5 protein-coding genes are annotated in these 21,629 nt (G+C 47.9%); 1 reads left to right on the forward strand and 4 read right to left on the reverse strand.

What is annotated here, in order from left to right; all coding sequences use genetic code 11:
- Positions 1-90: 90 nt before the first annotated feature.
- Positions 91-900, reverse strand: a complete 810-nt coding sequence (locus Kalk_RS02080; RefSeq protein WP_199767993.1) for a thioesterase II family protein — start codon at positions 898-900, stop codon at positions 91-93.
- Positions 901-1,235: 335 nt separating this feature from the next.
- Positions 1,236-2,528 (reverse strand): MFS transporter, encoded by a 1,293-nt coding sequence (locus tag Kalk_RS02085; RefSeq protein WP_158643263.1) that lies wholly within the window; start codon positions 2,526-2,528, stop codon positions 1,236-1,238.
- 277 nt (positions 2,529-2,805) lie between these two features.
- Between Kalk_RS02085 and Kalk_RS02090 the strand changes: the two genes are divergently transcribed.
- A complete protein-coding gene (locus Kalk_RS02090; RefSeq protein ID WP_158643264.1) occupies positions 2,806-3,837 on the forward strand; it encodes a hypothetical protein in 1,032 nt (343 codons plus the stop codon).
- An 18-nt stretch (positions 3,838-3,855) separates the two neighbouring features.
- On the opposite strand, the gene ectB is transcribed toward Kalk_RS02090, so the two are convergent.
- Positions 3,856-5,106 carry a diaminobutyrate--2-oxoglutarate transaminase gene (gene ectB, locus Kalk_RS02095; RefSeq protein ID WP_101896178.1) on the reverse strand — a complete coding sequence of 417 codons (1,251 nt, stop codon included), beginning with the start codon at positions 5,104-5,106 and terminating at the stop codon, positions 3,856-3,858.
- A gap of 14 nt (positions 5,107-5,120) precedes the next feature.
- Positions 5,121-21,563: a non-ribosomal peptide synthetase gene (locus Kalk_RS02100; protein ID WP_158643265.1), complete on the reverse strand. Its 16,443-nt coding sequence runs from the start codon at positions 21,561-21,563 to the stop codon at positions 5,121-5,123.
- Positions 21,564-21,629 lie beyond the last annotated feature (66 nt).

The raw sequence follows: 21,629 nt of genomic DNA on the forward strand, positions 1-21,629 counted from the left end.
TAGATGCGACAACTATTTGCGATACTCATTACTCTAGCAGCGAACCGCTAACTCGGCTAGTTGATATAGGGGGCAAAAGGAATTGAATTATCAGGAAGTTTTTCGGTTAGCCAACACACCGTCAGCCCGACCGAGTACGGTTTCAATCGCCTGATTGACCGTATTCAAAAGTGTATCTGTTGCCTGATTGATGAAGAAATGATCACCAGAAAACAGCTCCAAGCAGAATGGGCCTTTGGTTACCTTCTTCCAATCCTCCAGATCGTCCATCGTGACCTGCTTATCTTTAACGCCACCCAAAGCCAATACGGGCACATCAATAGGATCAGATGGCTGATACACCCAGGTTTCGATCAGCTGGAAATCAGCCCTCAGTATCGGGCTCACCAGATCCATTAGCTCTGGATTGTTCAAAGCCTCCTCCGGCGTTCCATTAAGACGGCGGATCTCATCCCGAAACTCGGCTTCAGGCAATGAATAAATGGGTTTCGATTTTTTGCTGCGCTGAGGCGCACGACGCCCTGACACAATCAGGCACTTAGGCTGCTCAAGCCCCTTATCACGCAGCTTTCGAGCCAGCTCGAACGCAACCTGAGCCCCCATACTGTGGCCGAAAAAAGCATAAGAAGTTTCGGTATAGGGCGCAATCTCGGCAACAAGGCTGGTTAAGAGACTATCAAGATCAGTAAAGGCTTTTTCTTTGAAGCGGCTACCACGACCGGGGAGCTGGATTGAGCAGACTTCAACATCTTCAGGGAGCCGCTTATGCCACTCACGATAAGTTGAGGCATTACCCCCTGCATATGAGAAACAGAACAGACGCAAACGCGGGCTGACAACGGGTCTAGCCACCTGAAACCAATTACTACGCACCGGATTAGTTGAATGGTTCGCCATCATACCTTGCATCACCGCTTTTTTATTGTTTGAACTTGGCTAATAAGGCTTATATCGAAACTGCATGTCATGATGATGAACGGCCTCATGGTTACCCCATCCTCATCTACTAATAGCATGACTAACTGCGCTCGATTAATAACCGATAGTAACTGAACGTTCGTCCCAAGTCCATTTGCTACGCAATTCTGTATAGTTAAGTGAATTAAACGCCCGCTATGGCTCGACGTCAAACGGTTGATACGATAAATGGGAAATGTTTACACTTTAAAAACAGCGTGTTACACAACTTACAAAGATGTGCCAGGAACGCCAGTAAGATGCCAAGCCAGGCTTATCTAGGAAGGCTGCTGGCTCAGGTTCTCATCCGGGAGCGCGGTGTCGGCCAACCGAATGCTGCGCATATTCCATGCAAGCAACACGATTACGACGCTTAAGATGCCGAACAGGCTGATTAATAACGCAATTCCTCGCCCCTCACCGATGCCCCAGACAGGGCCAAACACCCTTGCCAACAGCTCTCCTTCGACCATCATGGGCTCGAAGATGCTCTGGTATAGGAATCCTGCACTTAAAAAAGCAGCCGGCTGGGCAGCCTTCATTATTGTATTTCTGAGACTGAACGCACGCCCATGAAAATGCACTGGCACCTTTCGTTGCCACAGCGTTTGGCTGCATACCGTCGCTATCGGTGCTAACGCCATAATGACAAACGCCCAAAAACCTATCCAAATCAAACTGGAATAAATCGGCAGCAGCACCAACACCACCGCAATGGCCAGCGCAGCACCTAGAATGCCATACATTCTTCGCTCCGGGCCTTTCCAACCCATCATAATAGCGCCGCCAACCAACGCGCCAACTCCGGCAACGGACATAATCAAACCGGCTTCACTGGGAGTGGCATAGGAAAGCACCAACGGCGTGATCAGCGCCTGGACTGCAGATACATTGAACCAAATCAGCGTAAAGAGGTAGAGGCCGCCCAATACTCCAGGCTTAGACTTCAGGAACCAGTAGGCCTCCTTAACATCCGCCCAGGCGGAGGACTTGGTTTGATTGGGTTTAGGCGGAGGGGATGGCACGCTGGCAACAAACAAAGTGCCCAAACCGAACAGGAAACTGACGATATCCAGTAACAGAATGGTCGATATTCCAATGGTATCCAGCGCCTTACCCGCAAGAAACGGCCCTGCCAATTGAACGATTCCTAACACCATTCCGAGCGCTGCATTGGCTTTACTTAAATCGCCCGGTGACACCATTAAGGTAACAGTGGAAGTAAACCCAACTTGCAAAACGGTAGCGAACACGGAACCAAACGATACGATGATAGCAATGTGCCAAAAAGCCAGCACATCAAAATGATACAGAACCGCCAGGGCGACGGTTACCAAGGCGCTACCGAACTGCGCACCGATTAGCAGTGATTTTCGATCAAGCCGATCAACCCACGACCCTACAAACGGCCCCAGAATAATGCCTGGAAGCGTCGAAGCAACCAGAATCGAGGTGAATTCCATAACCGAAGAGCTGGTTTGATAAACCCAAACGCCAAGCGCAAAGCCGGTAAGCGAAGACCCAAGCAATGAAACCGATTGACCGAAGAGAATAAAATAGAAAAGCTTCAAGCCTGACATCTAAATACAGGACCATTGTTATTATTTTGATTCGATCCAGAATGGTACCCTATAATCCAGACATGGTATAGTTACTCTTTGCGCGAACAATAATAACGATATTATGAGCTTTTATCGAACACCCTCACCGCTTGAATTTACCTACATTGCGGCCGATCTCCCGGACTATTCGCCCCTAGTAAATCAATTTTTTGTCATTGGCGAGGGTGATATTGACAGCGATCTCCTGCGAAGAGCATCGGCCAAAGCCGTGGAAGCAAACCCCGGCATGAAATTAAGATTAAAAGGCTACTGGGGCCTGAGGCAATGGGACGATGATGGACTGAATCCCACAGTAGACGAAATTCAGGCAAACGATTGGGACAGCAGCACATCAGAAGGTGCCCCTTGCCTGGGCGCGCCAATCAATCTGAGAACAGAATCACCCTGCCAAATAACCAAAATCTATACTGCCAAGGGCACCCACATTCTGTTCAGAACTCATCATGCGATCACCGACGGCCGCGGCACCGTGCATTTTATGCAGGACGTATTTCGCATTCTCAGGGGCGAAGAACCAATAGGTTCAACCTCACGCATAACTGAGTGGGACATCGCGATGCGAGAACAGCGCCCCGACTACAGCGTGGCAGAAGATGACTGCCTACCGGTCATTAAAGGTTCCGTAAACCCCGAGCTCACTGGATATCAATGGCATCGATTTGACTGGACTGGAGACAAAAACAAGCTTGCTGCAAAGCTTATCTACGCCTGTGCCGAGCTGGCAAGGAATCACTTTGGTGAAGGCAAAGTATTGTTCAGAATTCCTGCGGACCTGCGCCGCTACATGAACGAAAGCGAGGGTTTCACCGTTGCAAACTGCAGCGGAGCAATCGACTTGGAAATTGAAGCCACCACCAAGCTCAATGAGATCCGGTCACAGATTGTCAAGGCAATGAGAAATAAGCTGGACCTTGCCCCATTCAAGGAAAACCACAAATACGTAAAATGGTTGCCCAAGTCGCTGTTTCGGGTGCACCCAGATTCGCTTAAAAGAATGCACAGAGAGCAGCGTTATCGGATGTCAGGGATAATGAGCTATATGGGTGAAGTGGATAACGATCAGTTTCGTTGTGACGGTTTTACACCATTCTCCCAGTTTGGCGTGCCTATTCCATTTGAAAACCGCCCGATTTTTGTGGCGGCCTGCACCTATAACAACATTTCAAATATCATTATTGGCTGCCCTCGATCAGCATGTACGATGAGCGAGCTTAACGAATTCTGTAAACAGCTATCTGACTCACTGGATAACCTGTAAACCTACATGAAAAAAGCCCTAAAGGGCTTTTTTCATGGATCGCTCAATGATTTCCAACCCTAAGCTCAGCTCATCCATGGTAACAGTCAGTGGTGGAAGCAATTTCAGAACCTGCCCTTTCCGGCCTGCATTCTCAATAATCAAGCCTGCGTCGAAACAGTTCTCCGTGATCACGTCGATTAGCTTCTCATTCTTCAGTGGTGATAAATCCACACCCCAAATCAACCCCAAACCGCGCAGCTCCATGCGAGGGTCAACCCTCTCAATGATGGCGGCAAGCTCACAACCAACGAATGCTGACTTTTCCTCTACCTGTTTTGGAATGTTCAATTGTTCGAAAAGCTCTATACCAGCAACACCACTGACAAAAGCCAGCTGATTGCCACGGAACGTACCGTTATGCTCTCCCGGCAGCCACTTATCCAGCTCCGGCTTTAACAACACAATGGCCAATGGCAGGCCGCTTCCACTGATGGACTTTGAAAGGGTAACAATATCGGGGACAATGCCAGCACGCTCAAAACTGAAGAACCCGCCTGAACGTCCACAGCCGACCTGTATATCATCCACAATCATCAGGATGTCGTGTTTATCACACAGCGCCCTGATTTTTTGCAACCATTCAACAGGAGCGACCACCACACCGCCTTCGGCCTGTATAGTTTCCAGCACCATGGCAGCAGGTTTATCAACACCAGAGCTGGTATCAGACAATACGGCATCAATATAAGCGATCGTATCGATGTCCTTCATTGCGCCGAACGGATACGGCATGAAGGTAACATCCGGCAGAGCCGTACTTGCTCCTTTGCGATTGTAAGCGTTACCGGTACAAGCCAACGCTCCCAGAGTCATGCCATGGTAACCACCCTGAAATGCAAAGATGTTACGTCGACCTTTAACCTTACGAGCAATCTTGAGGGCAGCTTCTACAGCATTGGTTCCGGTGGGGCCGCAAAACTGAACACGATAATCCAGCTTCCTGGGAATTAGAATCCGTTCCTGCAACGACTTCAGAAAATGCCCCTTGGCATCGGTATACATGTCCAAGCCATGCAAAATACCATCCTGCTGGAGATACTCGATGAGACGTTGCTTAACCAAATCAGGGTTATGCCCGTAATTCAGAGCGCCCGCACCAGCAAAGAAATCCAGATAGCGAGTGCCATCTTCACAGTGGATATGCGCACCCTTGGCTTTGGTAAATACTTTAGGAAAAGCCCGACAATAGGAACGCACTTCGGATTCATACTGCTGAAACACATCAATTAGCATTCAATGCCTCATTCATTATTGTTGTTATCTGATTTAAGCCGCGAAATGATAGCCTGACCCAACGATTCCGCATGTTCACCACGCATCATGGACTCATGACCGCCAGGAACAGCGGTAGATTCCAGGGTTGGCATCACCTGTTTCCAGCTATTCCCTGAAGGTTCGCCCGTTACATTATCAGCAGCCGTAAAATGATGCACATTTGCGGTAATATTTTCCACTTCATATTGTGATGCAAACGTATGATTTTGTACTGTAACTCGATAGATACACGCGAACTGATCAGCGGGCATTTCTTCAGGAATGACACCAGCCTGTCTAGCAACTTGATATAATCGCGCTAGGTAAGCAGTTGAATCAGCGTGATTTTCTCCGCTGGCAACTTGGTCGGCTCTATCCAGCCCAGTAACAGATGTCACTCCCAATGCTTTAGTCACTATCTCAGATTCTGTAGCCCCAGCAGCACTAAGATGCTGAGGGCTGTACGTGTCCAGCATCACAACATGGCTAACCACATGCCCTGCGGCCTCAAGCCTCGCTGCTACAGCTATAGCAAGAATCCCACCAAGGGACTGACCAAGCAGGCGATAAGGCCCGACTGGCTGCTGGTCCATTATGGCTTCCACATATCGGGAAATCATCTCCGCCAGAGAGGGGGCAAGATCCGAATGCCCGTCCAGCCCTTGCGCACGTACTCCGTAGACAGAAAACTCAGAGCTTAGTGTCCTGGCAATGTCTGCATAACAAAGCACATCCCCGCCAACCGGGTGAATCATAAATATGGGAGGCTTTTCACCAACAGCGATGGGCACGATGGGAGAAGCACTATGAGTTTCATCACCCACTAACAATGCCAGCTTCTCGATCGTTTGAGTGGTCAGCAGCGCCGCTACCTGTAGTTGGGTACCAAAAGCTTTATTTACCTTGGCCATGATCCGGACCCCGATGAGTGAATGGCCACCAAGCTCGAAGAAATTATCGGTCACGCCGATTCGCTCCACGGGCATTAGCGACTCCCAGATCTGGACCAATTGCGCCTCTGCATCGGTTCTAGGGGCGAAGTATTCTGATCCACCCAGTTGCATGGTAACGGGCCTTGGCAATGATTTACGGTCGATCTTGCCCGCTGGGGTTAAAGGTAATTTGTCCATAACGACAATGGCAGCCGGGACCATGAAATCGGGCAAGGCGTCACGTAACAAACTACGCAGTCTCTGCGGCTCCAGTGTTTCACTTTGATCTAATGGCACAACGTACGCTGCAAGCGCTTTGCCGCCAGGCAAATCGTCACGGACAATGACGACATTCTCACGCACACCCGGCAAACTTGAGAGTGCAGCTTCAACCTCACCCAATTCGATGCGGAAGCCACGAACTTTTACCTGGTTATCCACGCGATCCAAATATTCAACGCTACCATCTGCCAGCCAACGACCGAGATCACCGGTTCGGTACATAATGGAACCGACGGCATTAGTGTATGGATCAGTTACAAAAGCCTGTGCGGTCTTATCTGGGTTTTTCCAATAACCCTCCCCTACGCCGATACCACCGATACAAATTTCACCCGGAACGCCCGCTGGCACCAGTCGCAACAACTCATCAACAATATAAACCTTAAGGTTGCCCAGAGGTTTACCAATTGGAACGGACTTCTGTGTAATGGGTAAAGGGGCATTTATGGCACACTGAATTACATCATCTGCTGCCTCAGTAGGCCCATAAGCATTAACAACAGGCACATCAGGGTAAAGAGCCAGCCAATCATTTACCAGCTCTACAGATACAGCCTCTCCCGTCGCCATCATCCAGCGCAGCGACGGAAGCCCCCGGTTGATCTCAGGCAAAGAACGCACATACTCCATCAACAATTGGAGGGCAACCGGCACCAACTCTACGACGTCAATGTCATTATCCTTCACCAGCTGGAATAGCTTCTTTGAATGAGTAACGTCATCAAGAACAACAACTTTACCTCCTCTGGTTACCGGGCCGACAAACTGCCATACGGAAATATCAGAAGAAGACGGCGCTGTCTGCAAGAAGCTAAAAGCATCCGAAAATGCCAACACTTCACATTCAGCTTCAATGTGATTCATCGCCCCATCGTGCCGAACGATCGCACCTTTGGGCAAGCCAGTAGAACCCGAGGTATAGATCATATAGGCTCGACTGCGCGTAGTTATGGGCAAGTTAGGATTAGCGCTTGACCTTGACTCGATATCGCTCCAGTCACGATCAAGGCACAGCCGAGTAACACCGGCGGAGACAGCGTCAGACTTCTGCAACAAAGCCACTTCAGTTATCAGAACCGATACTTCGGAGTTTTGGATCATATACTCAATGCGATCGTCAGGATATTTCGGATCCATTGGAACATAGGCACCACCTGCCTTCATGATGCCGAGTATACCAACCAGAAAATCACGCGAACGATCAGCACACAACCCCACAAGGTCACTCACTTGCACACCCGATTCAATCAGATAGTGAGCCAGCTTATTAGCTCGAATATTCAGCTCAGAATAGCTATACGATCCATTATCATCGATGATTGCGATATTCTCAGGCATTGCCTGCACCAACATCTCGAACTTTTGATGCACACACAAACTGAGATCATAATCTCGATGGGTATTATTCCAATTCTCGACAAGCTGCACTCGCTCTGACGCAGAATGTACGGTTTGCAATTCAGCCAATGTAATTTGAGGATTATCAAGTACCTGTTCGCTCAGGCTTTTGATCCTTTCGAGCATACCAAGATCAGAAAACAGATGCTGATGGTAAAACAAATTCAATTTAAGACGGCCAGCAACCTCTGTGACAACAAATTGCACATTATTGGCAGGATCACTCGGGGTACCCTCAGGGCTGTAGGTATCTCCCAGAAACTCGGACGTGGCAAGAAACTGATAAAAATTGTACATAAAGCCAATACGGCCTTTCGGTGACAACTCTAATTGTTTGCCGATAGAAATCAAACGCTGGTCTTTTATGGTTTTCTGATATTGACGAGCGTATTCCAGCACATCAATAAACCGCTGATTCGGAACAAGAGACTGCTTCTCGAATACAAAGGGAATTTCCTGGATATAACATCCCATAGATTCCGCATGCCCCTTAATCCTGCCTCCCATTGTTTCCTGCAGGGAAAAGTCGCTGTCTGCGCGACAGTATTGCTGAATCAAATATCCGAACAGGCATTTGAAGTACAAAGACGGTGTAATTCTGTGTTTGCGACACAGCAATTTAACCTGAGACCAGTGATCCTGCTCAAGCATCAACTCCCGCGTAATAAAATGCGCGGGAGCAGGAACCGGGGAAGGAACCGTAAACCCGAGCGGCTCAACCGACGCCAATCGCTGCTGCCAGAAATTTAAAACAGGAGCGGTATCCATAACCATACGGTCATGATTAACAAACTCAGAAAAATCAATAGACTGAATCTTCGCCGTCTGCCCAACAAGGAGCTGGGAATAGGTATTCGCAAGCTGAAGCCACAACACATTAAGCGAAGCACCATCAAGCAGCGCATGATGCACTGCTGTAACAACAACAAAGTGCTCGTCTTCCAGCACCAGCACGTGGAAAGTTATCAAATCATCGTTTTGTATGTCGTATGGTTTGTATATCAATTTATTGATGCGGTCGGACAAATCACAATCAGTGATGTGCTCTTGCCTAAGATCAATCACATCAACAACAGGACGGCGCTGTTTGAAAACAGCTAAGTAACCCATATCCAGGCAAGCTTTTTCAGCGGCGATGAACTGAGCCCTTAACATAGGTTGTTGACGGGCTACATCCTCAATTGCGGCAGACCATAAATCAACATCGAGTGGCTTGCGGACATGTATATTCCACCCATGACTGCTTTGTAGCGAGTCGGGGTTAACTAAACTGTCCAAGAACATATCGTGCTGCATTCTAGAAAGCGGTTGAACGCATTCGCACTCAGCTGGATCAAGCCCAAGCGCCGACAAAAGATCGGGTTCTGCTACGATTGAAATATTCGTGAGTGGCTGCTGCAGGTTATCAACGAATTGCTGGCAAACACGCTCAAACCCTTCCAGCAAGAACTCTGCGGTATCGTCTTGGAACAAGTCGGTATTATATTCAAGAGACGCGCTGAGCTGGTTCCCATTCAGAGTCAAATTGAGGGTCAAATCAAACTTGGCAGATGCAGTCTGACCGCCAACCACTTCAATCTCCATGCCGCCGATAGAAGCGTTGCCCACCATCTCCGATGCGTTAAAATCGGCATTATCCAATAGCTGAAAAGCGACTTGCACCAAAGGCGAATAGGCTGAGCTCCTTGGAATAGATAGATGTTCAACTATTTTATCGACAGGCACATCACCGTTGGAGAAACCATCAAGAACGGTCTGTTTGACCTGCTGCAATGCACCTTCAATTAGGGGGTTGTTATCAAACTTACTTCTAAATACTAAGCTCTGAATGAAGAACCCTATTATATTTTCAAGCTCGGGAGCATGACGCCCCAACGATGGCACACCCACAACCACATCTTTTTGCCCGCTGAATCTACTGAGCAAGACCTGCCACGCAAGGAGCGTGGCCATGAACAATGTCACACCTTGCTGCTCGCATAGCGCTTTCAATTCCTGTGTTAACACCTCAGGCAGGGCTCGACTAACAGTACTCCCGTTCGTGGTTTGCACCTTGGGCCTGGGCTTGTCTAACGGAAGATCCAGCAAAATAGGTGCATCGGCAAGCTGCTGACGCCAATACTCTAACTGACTGGCCATGGCCTCATCATCCAGCCACTGACGTTGCCAATGAGCAAAATCGGGATACTGAATCATCAACTCCGGCAAGGGAGACGGCTGATCAGACATATAAGCGACATACAATGTCATCAACTCACGAAACAACACAACCTGAGATGCGCCATCCGAAATAATGTGATGCATGCAAAGTAGAAGATGCTGTTCATTGGGAGCATTCGAAGTCACAACGACTTTAGCGCGCATTAAGGGTGCTGCAGTTAAGGCAATGGGATTCTGACTGTTCTGGCGAATAAGGTCATCAAGTCTAATATCCAACTCGGACGGATCAAGTGCGGTAATATCCTCTACTTCCAACACAAATTCTGATTCTGAATGAATCAATTGAACAGGGGCACCGTCAGAACCCGCGAGAAATGAAGTCCTCAAGGATTCATGTCGACGACATAACTCCGAGAAGGCTTTCTGCAATACAGCGCAATCCAACGCACCTTTAATTTTTATGGCAACAGGCATATTGTTTGCCTGAGTACCCGGATTGAGTTGCTCAAAGAACCATAAGCGCTGCTGACCAAACGAAAGCGGTGCTTGCTCAATGTCAGGGCGACGCGTAATGATGGGGCGTTGGGCGACATGAGCACTCTGCTCTAGCTGATGTACGATCTGCCGAATCGTTGGATAATCAAATAGCATCCTAACAGAAATACTGCGTTCAAACAGACGCCCCATACGACTTACAAGCTGAGTGGCCAATAGTGACTGCCCCCCCAGCGTGAAAAAGTTGTCGGTAACACCCACGCGATCAACCCCTAGAATTGCACTCCATAGCTGACATAATGATGCCTCAGCGTCTGTTTCAGGCTGCACATATTCGGCGGTGGAAACAAGCATAAGCTTAGGAAGCGCCTTACGATCGATCTTTCCGTTTGGTGTTAACGGGAACGCCTCCAAAGCCAACCAAATTTCTGGAATCATGAAAGCGGGCAAGTGATCAGCACAGGCCGCAATGGCTTTGTTTTCCCAATCGCCGGACACATCAGGCACCACCACCCAAGCAACCAACCTCTGGATACCATTTTCGTCTTTTACTACATCTACAAGGCTATCTTTTACAACTTCGGCATGATTAATAACGGACTGAATCTCACCCGCTTCAATCCTATAACCACGCAGTTTAACCTGATGATCCCTTCTACCCAAATACTCCACATTACCGTCAACACGATACCGTACTCGATCGCCTGTACGATATAATGTACCTTCGTTTGAATAAGGGTTTGGCAGGAAAGACGCCTCTGTTTGTTCCTGGTTGTTAATATACCCTGGGCCAACACCGTCACCGGCGATACACAACTCTCCTATAGCGCCTATCGGCAATAATTCCTGTTGATCACCCAACACATACAGTTGCACGTTGTAGTTGGGTCGCCCAATAGGTAAAGCAGGTGCGTCGTAATCACGATCAACATGAACTGGATACCAAGCAGCAATGTCAGCGCACTCTGTTGGCCCATAGCTATTAATCAACTGACACTTAGACTGCCTCAACCAATCAGACAGACGCGGCACATTGATGGGTTCGCCACCCAAAAACAACAAACGAATACTGGACAACCTACCCCAATCCGATCGCTCATCCTGTAACGCATAAAACGCGCTTGGCGCGCAGTTCAACCATGTAACCTGCTCTTTTTGCAGCAACGTTGTTATTTTCTCTCCGTCAAATTCGGTAAAGTCTGGAATAACAAGCGCAGCACCACTCAACAATGGCGCAAACAGATTCTTCTGGGTAAGATCAAATCCAACGGCTGAAAGTAGAAGCACCTTATCGGACGCGGTCATGTTGAACTCACCGCAATACCAGTTCAACAGGTTCATAGCAGAACGATGATAAGCCCCGGTGCCCTTTGGATTGCCTGTGGACCCTGAAGTGAAGATCAAGTAAAGAAGTTGCTCAGGCTGAACCGTAACCGGATCAAAGCTTTCAGGCAAAGCGTCAAGACTTTCTAAATGATCTTCCCAAATCAGGGTCGATAAGTTTGGCGGTAGTACATCAGACAGGTGCTGTTGAGTTACCACCAAATCTGCTTGAGCATTCTCTAGTATGTATTGAATACGCTGGGCAGGATATGATGCATCAAGCGGAATATACGTAGCACCAGCTTTCAATATGCCGATGATTATCGACATAAGGTGAAGATTTCGGTCTACGCAAAGACCAACACAATCCCCCGCTCTAACACCGCGTGCTTGTAATAAATGCGCTACTCGGTTTGAGCTGGCTTGCAATTCAGCGTAGCTGAGCGATTCACCTCCACATATTATCGCCGTTTGTGCAGCGTGCAAATGGAGAGACGTCGTCAAGGCACGATCTAGGGTTAACTCACGATCGTACTCTCTATCAGTTAGATTCCACTCGATGACTTGCTGATCACGCTCTTCTTGGGATAGATAATTCAGCGCGCATATAGGCGTATCCGGCTTGGATGACAGCTGCTCTAGTAACGCCACGAAATGACGAGACATTGATTCTATGGTAGACCGGCTGAACAGGTCGGTGTTGTATTGTAATGAGCCGCCGAACCCATCTTCGGTATCCCAAAGAGTCATGGTTATTTCATACTTACTGGAATCAACGCCCGGATCAAAAGGCTCCAGCGATATATCCCCTAGAGTCTCCTGTCCGCCCAGCCCCTGCTGATCCATAGGAATATTCTGATACGCAAGCATGACCTGAAACAGCGGGGAACGGCTCATGTCACGTGCTGGATCGATTTCTTCAACAATTTGCTCGAACGGAACCTCCTGATGAGCATACCCATCCAGAAGCGACTGTTTCACTCGAACCAGAACATCATTAAAACAGTCACTTGCAGCAACGTCAGCTCGAACTGCAAGCGTGTTAACGAAAAACCCAACCACTTTTTCTAACTCTGAACGTTCTCGCCCGGCCACAGGGGTGCCCACGCAAAAATCATTCTGCCCAGAGTATTGCCGCAACAAAATAAAGAAACCGCTAAGCAACCCGGCAAACAAAGACGCATTCTGCTCAATCGAAAGATGGTGTAACTGACTTCTGGTAACAGCGGGCACTTCAAAACGAACGGTATCACCGTTATATGTTTGAATGGCTGGGCGCCGGTAATCGGTTGGCAACACCAATGGCTCCACACCTGCCAAATTCTGCCGCCAATATCCCATAAGCTGTTCTTGGCGATCTTCGTCAAGATGCAGACGCTGCCACGTAGAATAATCTGCATATTGGATAGGAAGCCGCTCTAGATAAACCTCCCCATGTAAATCCATTTGAATATATGCATTCCCTAGATCCTGCACCAGGATATTCATGGACCATCCATCTGTGACGATGTGATGTATGAGCACTAAAAATATGAATTCGGATTCTGAAAGCTGATAAAGTCTGCAGCGGAAAAGCGGCCCTGAAGCCAAATCGAATGGTGTCATCAGCTCTACAGCAATGAGACGCTTGGCTTCCTTAAGTATGGCCTGCTCATCCAGCGAGTCTGCTGAAGACGCAACATCAACCAGAGGCAAAGACCAATCCTGCTCAGGCAATATCAATTGATAAGGGCCAACGTCATCTTCTTTGAAAACGGTTCTTAGACCTTCGTGGCGATTCAACACTTTACTAAGCGCTCGCTCCAGCACATCCGGTTTCAAACTTCCGTTTATTCGCAATATAGAAGGTACACTATAAGCAAGGGATCCAGGTTCGATTTTGTCTAACAACCACAGTCTCTGCTGAGCAAAAGAAAGTGACAAACGCTGGTTCCGATCAACTCGAATTAGCGGCAAAGCATCGGTATCCGCTGACATCCGAGAAATCTTGGCTGCCAATGCCGCAATCGTAGGCTCTGCCATAAGATCACGAATAGGCAACACAATGCCTGACCGGCTACGCAGCCGCGCAACGACCTGCGTTGCCAACAAGGAGTGTCCGCCTAACTCAAAAAAGTTATCAAACACTCCAACTTGATCAAGATGAAGAACTTGCGCCCAGATTTCCGATAGCAACACTTCATTTTCGTCCCGAGGAGCTACGAATTCGACTTTCCGCTCTAACCAATCGGGGGCAGGCAAGGCTTTCCTATCGATTTTACCGTTAGCAGTGAGTTTGAATGCATCGATAAGAACCCAAGAATCAGGCTGCATAAAGACCGGCAGGTTATCTGCACATGCAGATCTCAGCGAATTCAGTATCTGATCCTTATCGCCTGCGCCCTCATTGAAAGCAACCCAGGCAACTAACTGATCAATACCTGAAGGAGTCTTAACAACATCAACTAATGACTCTTTCACAGAACTGGTACGGTTGATCAACGACTGGATTTCTCCAGCTTCAATGCGATATCCGCGCAGCTTGATCTGGTGATCGCGACGCCCAAGGTAAACAACCTTACCGTCCTCCTCATACCTAACCCGGTCACCCGTTCTATAAAGCACTGAGCCTGGCTTGTATGGGTTCTCGACAAAAACTTGCCTCGTAAGATCAGGTTGGTTCAAATATCCGGGGCCAACGCCTGCGCCGCTAATGCATAATTCACCAACAGCACCGCGAGGCAACAATTCCTGGTGCTCTCCAAGAACATACAGCTCTACGTTGTAATTAGGCCGCCCAATAGGTATAGCGCGCTTATTGCCATCTACAGTCAGATCGATCTGATGCCATGCAGCAATATCGGCACATTCCGTTGGGCCATAGCTATTGACCAACTGACATTGAGACTGCCGTAACCATGGTTCTAATCTGGACATATTAATGGGCTCGCCGCCCAGAAAAACATACCTAAGCGAACTCAGGTTTGCCCAATCGGATTCATTATCCACTAATGGATAAAACGCACTCGGGGCGCAGTTTAGCCACGTAACTTCTTGTGCTGCGATCGTGGAAATAATTTTGGAAGGGTCGAACTCCTGAAAGTCAGGAATAATAAGACGAGCGCCTGATACCAGTGGGGCAAAAAGGTTCTTCTGCGTCAAATCGAAACCGATAGAGCTTAGCAGCAGCACTCTGTCGCTGCTGTTCATTCCGAATTGCTCAGTATACCAATTAAGCAGGTTCACTTCACTGCGGTGATATGCGCCGGTCCCTTTCGGGTTACCTGTAGATCCGCTGGTATATATTACGTACAGAAGGTCTTCATGTGAGTAGTCAATTGGTTTAAAGCTCGGTGCGCCACTGCACTCTTGCCGCCAGGTTTGAATGTTTCCGATATCCAATACATTGACATCATTCGGGATATTACGAACTAGATGAGCAAGTGAAAGAATGATTTTGATTTCCGACTGGTCACATATATAACGAATGCGCTCTTCTGGGTAATTACCATCTATCGGAACATAAACCGCGCCAAGCCTCAACACACCCAAGATAGCTGACATCAAGTGAAGGTTTCTGTCCAACACCACACCAACAAAATCACCACGGCCGACTCCAGAATCTGCCATCTGTTTAGCAATACTATCGACACAGTTACTCAACTCTGCGAAGGTAAGGCTACTACCACCTTGAACAACCGCAATGTCGTTAGTGCACCTTGCCGCACACTGATCAAAAAGTGCCTCAACCCGTTGCTCTATATTATGGTTGGTGGAAGTCTGATTCCATTCGATTACCTGTTGGTTTACCTCACGCTGACCCAACACACCTATACTAAATAGCGGTGAATTGGGATTGCTGAAGGCGTTCTCACAAAACTCGATGAAGTGATTAATGAATTGATGAGCCGACTCCGAAGAAAACAAATCAGTATTGTAGGTAAAACTCCCCCCCAATCTGTTGTTCTCAGGCCATAGCGTGAGGGTCTGTTCAAACTTTGCGGTGTCTATATCAAGCTGGAAAGGCTCAAGGCTGATGTCACCAACCTGCGCAGCTGCAAGCCCACCTTCACTTTGGGGCAAGTTTTGATAAGCCAGCATCACCTGAAAAATAGGCGATCTACTCATATCGCGGGGCGGATTTAGCTCCTCGACGATTTGCTCGAATGGGACGTCCTGATGCTCAAAACAACGAAGGGCTCGATCCTTCACTTGTTCAAGTAACGTAACAAATGATTGAGTCGAGTCAGGTGATACACGTATAGCAACCGTGTTCACAAAAAATCCAACGATGCTTTCCAGCTCAGGCATATCCCTGCCTGCAACTGGGGTTCCTATTGCAAGCTCTTCCTGACCAGAATACCTCTGCAACAAAGCGCCGTAGGCAGCAAGCAACACCATAAAATTCGTTGCTTGAAAACGGTTTGCCAATTCATTCAAAGCAGTAGAGGCTGCAACGGACAGCTTGAAATCAATGCTGGCACCGTTAAAAGTCTGGACTGTGGGCCTCGGATAATCAGTGGGTAGCTCTAGTGCAGGAACATCGACAAGCATGTCGCACCAAAAAGCCACCTTTTCGCTAAGTTGGTCAACAAGCATATTGTGTTGCCAAGCGGCAAAATCGGCGTACTGAAGCGGTAGCGGCTGATCATTTAACTGTCCGGACGATGCGATCTGCACATACGCCTCGCCTAACTCCCTAACCAGCAATCCGTTAGACCAACCATCGGTCACAATATGATGTAACACAACCAGGAGTATGTATTCATTTTGCGAGCGCTGTATCAATGCAGATCTGAAAAGGGGCCCATTCTCAATATCAAAAGGCAATACAACCTGGGCAGCAACCCGCTGTTTCACCCTGTCTTCGGTATCATCCTGTGCATCAATTTTGGTAAGCGCCCAATCTCCACAAGGAAGGAAGTGCTGAAATGGCCCCTCCTCATCCTCTTTAAAATATGCTCTTAGCCCCTCGTGCCGATTAACAACATACGCAAATGCCTGGTCAAGAATTTCGGCATTCAGATTACCTTTAATAGTTACAATGCTGGGAACATGATAAGCGACATTACCTGGCTCTATTCTATCAAGTAACCACACCCGCTTTTGAGAAGCCGACAAAGGAATACGCTGATCCCTGGAAACAGCAACCAATTCGCCAAGGCTGACGCGTTTCTGGGCCATAGCAACCCGCTGAGACAGTAGCGCTACAGTGGGATGTAAGATCAAATCACGCAGAGGCAATTCAACTTCGAAGTGCTTTCGAATACGAGACACTATCTGATTTGCAAGCAGCGAATGGCCACCTAAATCAAAGAAACTGTCATCCACACCAACCTGATCTACCTTGAGCACCTGAACCCAGATCTGGGCTATCAGCTTCTCCGTTTCGTTACGAGGTTCGACGAAAGGCACAGATCGTTCACTAGCATTAGGAGCAGGAAGGGCTTTACGATCAATCTTCCCGTTAGGTGTTAAAGGCCATTTTTCCAGAATCTCAAGATGCGCTGGCACCATGTAATCGGGAATCTTAGCCCGAAGCTCAGCCTGCCAATTCTCGGGCTTAACACCAAGAGGATTCAGACCGTAAGCAATAAGAGCTTCGTTATATACCAACACCACGGAGTCGATAATACCGTCTATAGACTTAACAGCAGATTCAACCTCGCCAAGCTCAATACGAAGCCCCCGAACTTTAACCTGAAAATCCTTACGCCCAATATATTCTATGCTTCCATCGGGGCAAAAGCGCCCCAAATCACCGGTTCGGTAAAGCTTGCCTTCAGCCAAATCTGAATTAACGAAAACTTCACTGTTTAAGTCATCGCGCCCAATATAACCCAAACCAACACCAGCGCCAGCGATAACGATCTCACCTACTGCACCCATGGCAACAGGCAAGAGATTGTCATCCACTATATGAATCTGCGTATTACAAATAGGTTTCCCAATCGGAATCAGCGTGTTTTCTGACGCTATATTACGAATAACATGGAAAGACACTACATCGGTACATTCTGTGGGGCCATAACTGTTAACAATCTGAGCGCTGGTATCAGAAGACTGAAGCCATTGCTGCAGTGCACCAAGGCGAATAGGCTCCCCACCAAGAAAAACCCAGCGGAGATTTTTGAGCTGAGCAGCCCGATTTTGATCACAACCTTCGACGATAGAGTACAGTGCGCTGGGCGCACAGTTGATATGCGTGATACCGTGCTTTTCAATTTCTAAAGCAACCACATCAGCGTCGAATTGTTCCATAGCAGGAATAACAACTGCACCGCCACACAAAAGAGGGCCGAATAAGTTTTTCTGAGTTAGATCGAACCCAAATGCACTTATGATCAAACTCTTGTCGCCGACTTTAAACTCGCTTTGCTCCGTGTACCAAGCTTGCAGGTTGACTTCGCCCCCATGAGTGACCAGCGCCCCTTTCGGCTTACCCGTAGAACCCGAAGTGTATATCGCATATATTGGATCATGCTTGGTAATCGTCACAGACTGTGGATCATCCTGCACTGATGCCAATACGGCATCCAAACAATCCACTATAACCACATTACCATCGAATTCTTCTGCTTTGATCTGCAAGCAAGATTCGGTAATCAAGGTTCGCGCACCAGAATCGGTCAGAATATATTGAACCCGATCCTTGGGGTAAGCAGCTTCGATAGGAACATATACTGCACCCAACTTTATCACCGCCAAAATCGATATTAATGACCATTGGCTACGGCCAAGAAACACACCAACACGATCATACTGTTCAACGCCCTGCTGGGATAAGTGGTTAGCGAGTCTGTTCGATATACTGTCCAACTGCTCATAGCTCAGTACCAGATCCCCGAATATCAACGCCGAATGTACCGGGTGTTTTCGAACCGATTCTGCAAACCAATCTATTATTCCGTCATAGGGTAATACGCGAGGTTGCTCATTCCAGGCCTCTCGAGTGGCCGTCTCTTGAGGGAGTTCATACCGAACATTAGACAAATCCATTTGAGGGCTAGCTACCAACTGGCGCGTAACTTGCTCCATTCTTGGCAAAAAATGCAGCGGAGTAAAAACGGAACCATCAAACCACAATTCGAAATCTACGGAATCGCCATAGTCTTTAACAAAGATCTGAACCGTACCATCAACATGAGATGAGAAAGTATCTGGCAATGAGGAAGAACCTTCCATTGATACAGGTTGCAGGAAGTTAAAATAGTTATACTGGAAATTAATGGAACCCGTAGGGAAAAGCGAATTGAGCGCAGATAAAGACAACAAGGTGTGATCTTTTATCTCTCTCCGATATTTCCTCTGTTGAGTGTAGAAGTCACCTGCAGTGTGCCCAGCCGACAGCAGGCTTGATGATATAACATAAGGCACTTGCTGATAGAAAACTCCGATTTCCTGCTCATATCCTGCTGCGCGACCTGACTGAATATCCCACAACACAAAATCGCTGTCTGGGCGGCAGTACTGCTTGATCATAAGAGAAGCAATGAGCCGATAAACGATACTAGGATGGGTTTTTTGTTTGCGGCAGTAAGCATGGATATCGCTGAGCAGATCGTCGCTCAAACCGTGCCTCAGGATCTGATAATCCTTCTTATGAGGCCACGCTGGTGGAATGGAAAACACCAAAGGTGACACTTCAAGCGCCCTATCACGCCAAAATGCTACTGAATCAGGATCATCAACGGCTTTGTTGTGTGAGCTGACATACTCCGGAAAGTAATCCTGATAGATACTTAGTTCAGTCCCAGATAGATTTGCCTCATAGCTCTCAACTATCTTGGTCAGCATAGCCATACCAGAAATGCCATCCAATATTATATGATGACATGACAACAACAACCAACTGCGGTCTCCACTAACAACCAACTGGAACCGAATCAGTTCGTCCGAAAATATATCGTGGGTGCGATAACACCAGTCATTAAAGTGGCTCTCAACGAACTCCCTGGCGTCAACACGTGGGCCGATATCTACTACTTCCAGTGGAACATTCTTGCAAGGCTGAAAAATCTGGTACGCCGAGTCTGCCCAAGGCAAATCGCAACGGACGAAACGTGCTCGTAGAATTGCATGTTGACTGACGACATGATTAATGGCCAACTCAAGTACAGACGTGCTGACGTTCTTATGTATTTCGTAGTTAAAACCGACCGCATACTGCTTGGTATCGGGCCTCAGTTCAATATCTTGCACAAACGCTAACTGCGTTGTGGTAAGGCGCGATACAACCTCACCTTGTTGCAAATCAAGTTCAGCGCCCAAAGCGCTGACTGATTCAAGCGCAATGCTCTGAATACGCTCAGCGGTTTCGGACACCATACTATCAAGCGCTACAGTAAAGTGCGTAACCAGTCGAGCAACGGTCGACTCATCGAACAAATCGGTGTTGTACTCTACATAACCACTCAGATCAGCATCATTCTGAGCCACACTTACGATCATATCGAACTTTGATTCGGCCTCCTCCAACCTGATGGGTTCCATGGAAAGATTGGTCATCTTTCGGAACGTATCCATCATGACTACATCTTCGTCACCGCCCTGAACCGAGCCCGAGAAGTTCTGCAATTGAAAGCCAACTTGAGCCAAAGGTGGGTAGCTCGGGTTTCTGGATATATCCAAATGATCGATAATAAGCTGTGCCGGGGTCTCCTGGTGAGAGAGCACATCCAGCATACGCTGTTTTACGTTATCAAGATGCGTCTGCCATGAGGGGTTGCCCTGCAGATTAGCTCGAACCAAAACACCATTAACAAAAAAACCGATAAGCTGCTCAAGCTCTCTATAATGACGACCAGCGGTGGGCATCCCGATACAGAAATCCGTCTGCTGTGCGTGGCGTGACAAAACCATTTGCAATGCAGCCATCAATCCCATAAAAACGGTGTACCCGTTTGACTGGCAGAACGAGATAGTCGCCTGCGCCGTATCGCTGGGTATATCAAAGTGGTATTTGGCACCTTTGGTGGATTGAATGAACGGACGAGGTCGATCAGTAGGCAAGGCCAGTAATGGTGGAACGCCTTCCAGTTGATTCTTCCAAAAAGATATTTCTTTATCTAGTTTATCACCGGCGAGGGTCTCCCTTTGCCAGGCGGCAAAGTCAAGATATTGAATGTCAAGCGGTGGTAATGGGACAGGCGCACCTTGAAGAAGTGCCGCGTAGATTATTGCTATTTCCCGAACGAGTAGATTCTGAGACAAACCGTCGGAAATCACGTGATGAAGACACACTACCAGTACAGAATGCTGTTCACAGCGACCTGAAACGCGAATCAAATCAAAACGACATAACGGCCCCTTAGATAGGTCAAAAGGGCGCATCGCATAGTGGTCGATGACCTTTTTAATCTCTGATGAATAGTCGCCTTCAGCATCAAGAATAAAGTCATGTTGGGGCAGGTTGAATTCCCAAGGCTCGCTGACATGAGCGACAGGTTTACCATCTTCCGTCTCCAGCACAGACAATCTCAGCGTTTCATGGCGTTCAATGATTTTGGAAATGGCCTGTTGCAAAAGATCAACGCGCAGCTCCCCGAAAAACTTGAATGCCATCGGCAGATTATAAGCAACTGAACCCGGGTTAACCCTGTCGAGCGTCCAAAGCGCTTCCTGCGTATAGGATAGGCTCAATGCCTGATCTCTTGGCGATTTGGGGATGGTGCTAACCCCACCTACCGGTGCAGAAGCCTCCTTCAGGAACTCAATTATTTCCTGTTTGGCTTCAGTCAGCTGTTGCTTGATCTCTGGCGTGATTGCACCCTGGGGAGCCTTGATTTTAAGCTTGTCATCCACAAGAGAAATCTGAATATTGGCCTTGCGCAAGCTGGACAGCAGATCAAGCACATTCATAGAGCGAAACATTTCCTGTTAAATTAGTATTGATCGGGTGCAGGCGATAACCCATGGCACCCGCTC

It is taken from the genome of Ketobacter alkanivorans (assembly GCF_002863865.1).
Lineage (GTDB): Bacteria > Pseudomonadota > Gammaproteobacteria > Pseudomonadales > Ketobacteraceae > Ketobacter > Ketobacter alkanivorans.

What these genes read in the sequence shown, in the direction of transcription:
- Kalk_RS02080 (WP_199767993.1), bottom strand. Translation starts at nt 900, where the DNA reads ATGATGGCGAACCATTCAACTAATCCGGTGCGTAGTAATTGGTTTCAG.
- Kalk_RS02090 (WP_158643264.1), top strand. Translation starts at nt 2,806, where the DNA reads ATGAAATTAAGATTAAAAGGCTACTGGGGCCTGAGGCAATGGGACGAT.
- Kalk_RS02100 (WP_158643265.1), bottom strand. Translation starts at nt 21,563, where the DNA reads ATGAATGTGCTTGATCTGCTGTCCAGCTTGCGCAAGGCCAATATTCAG.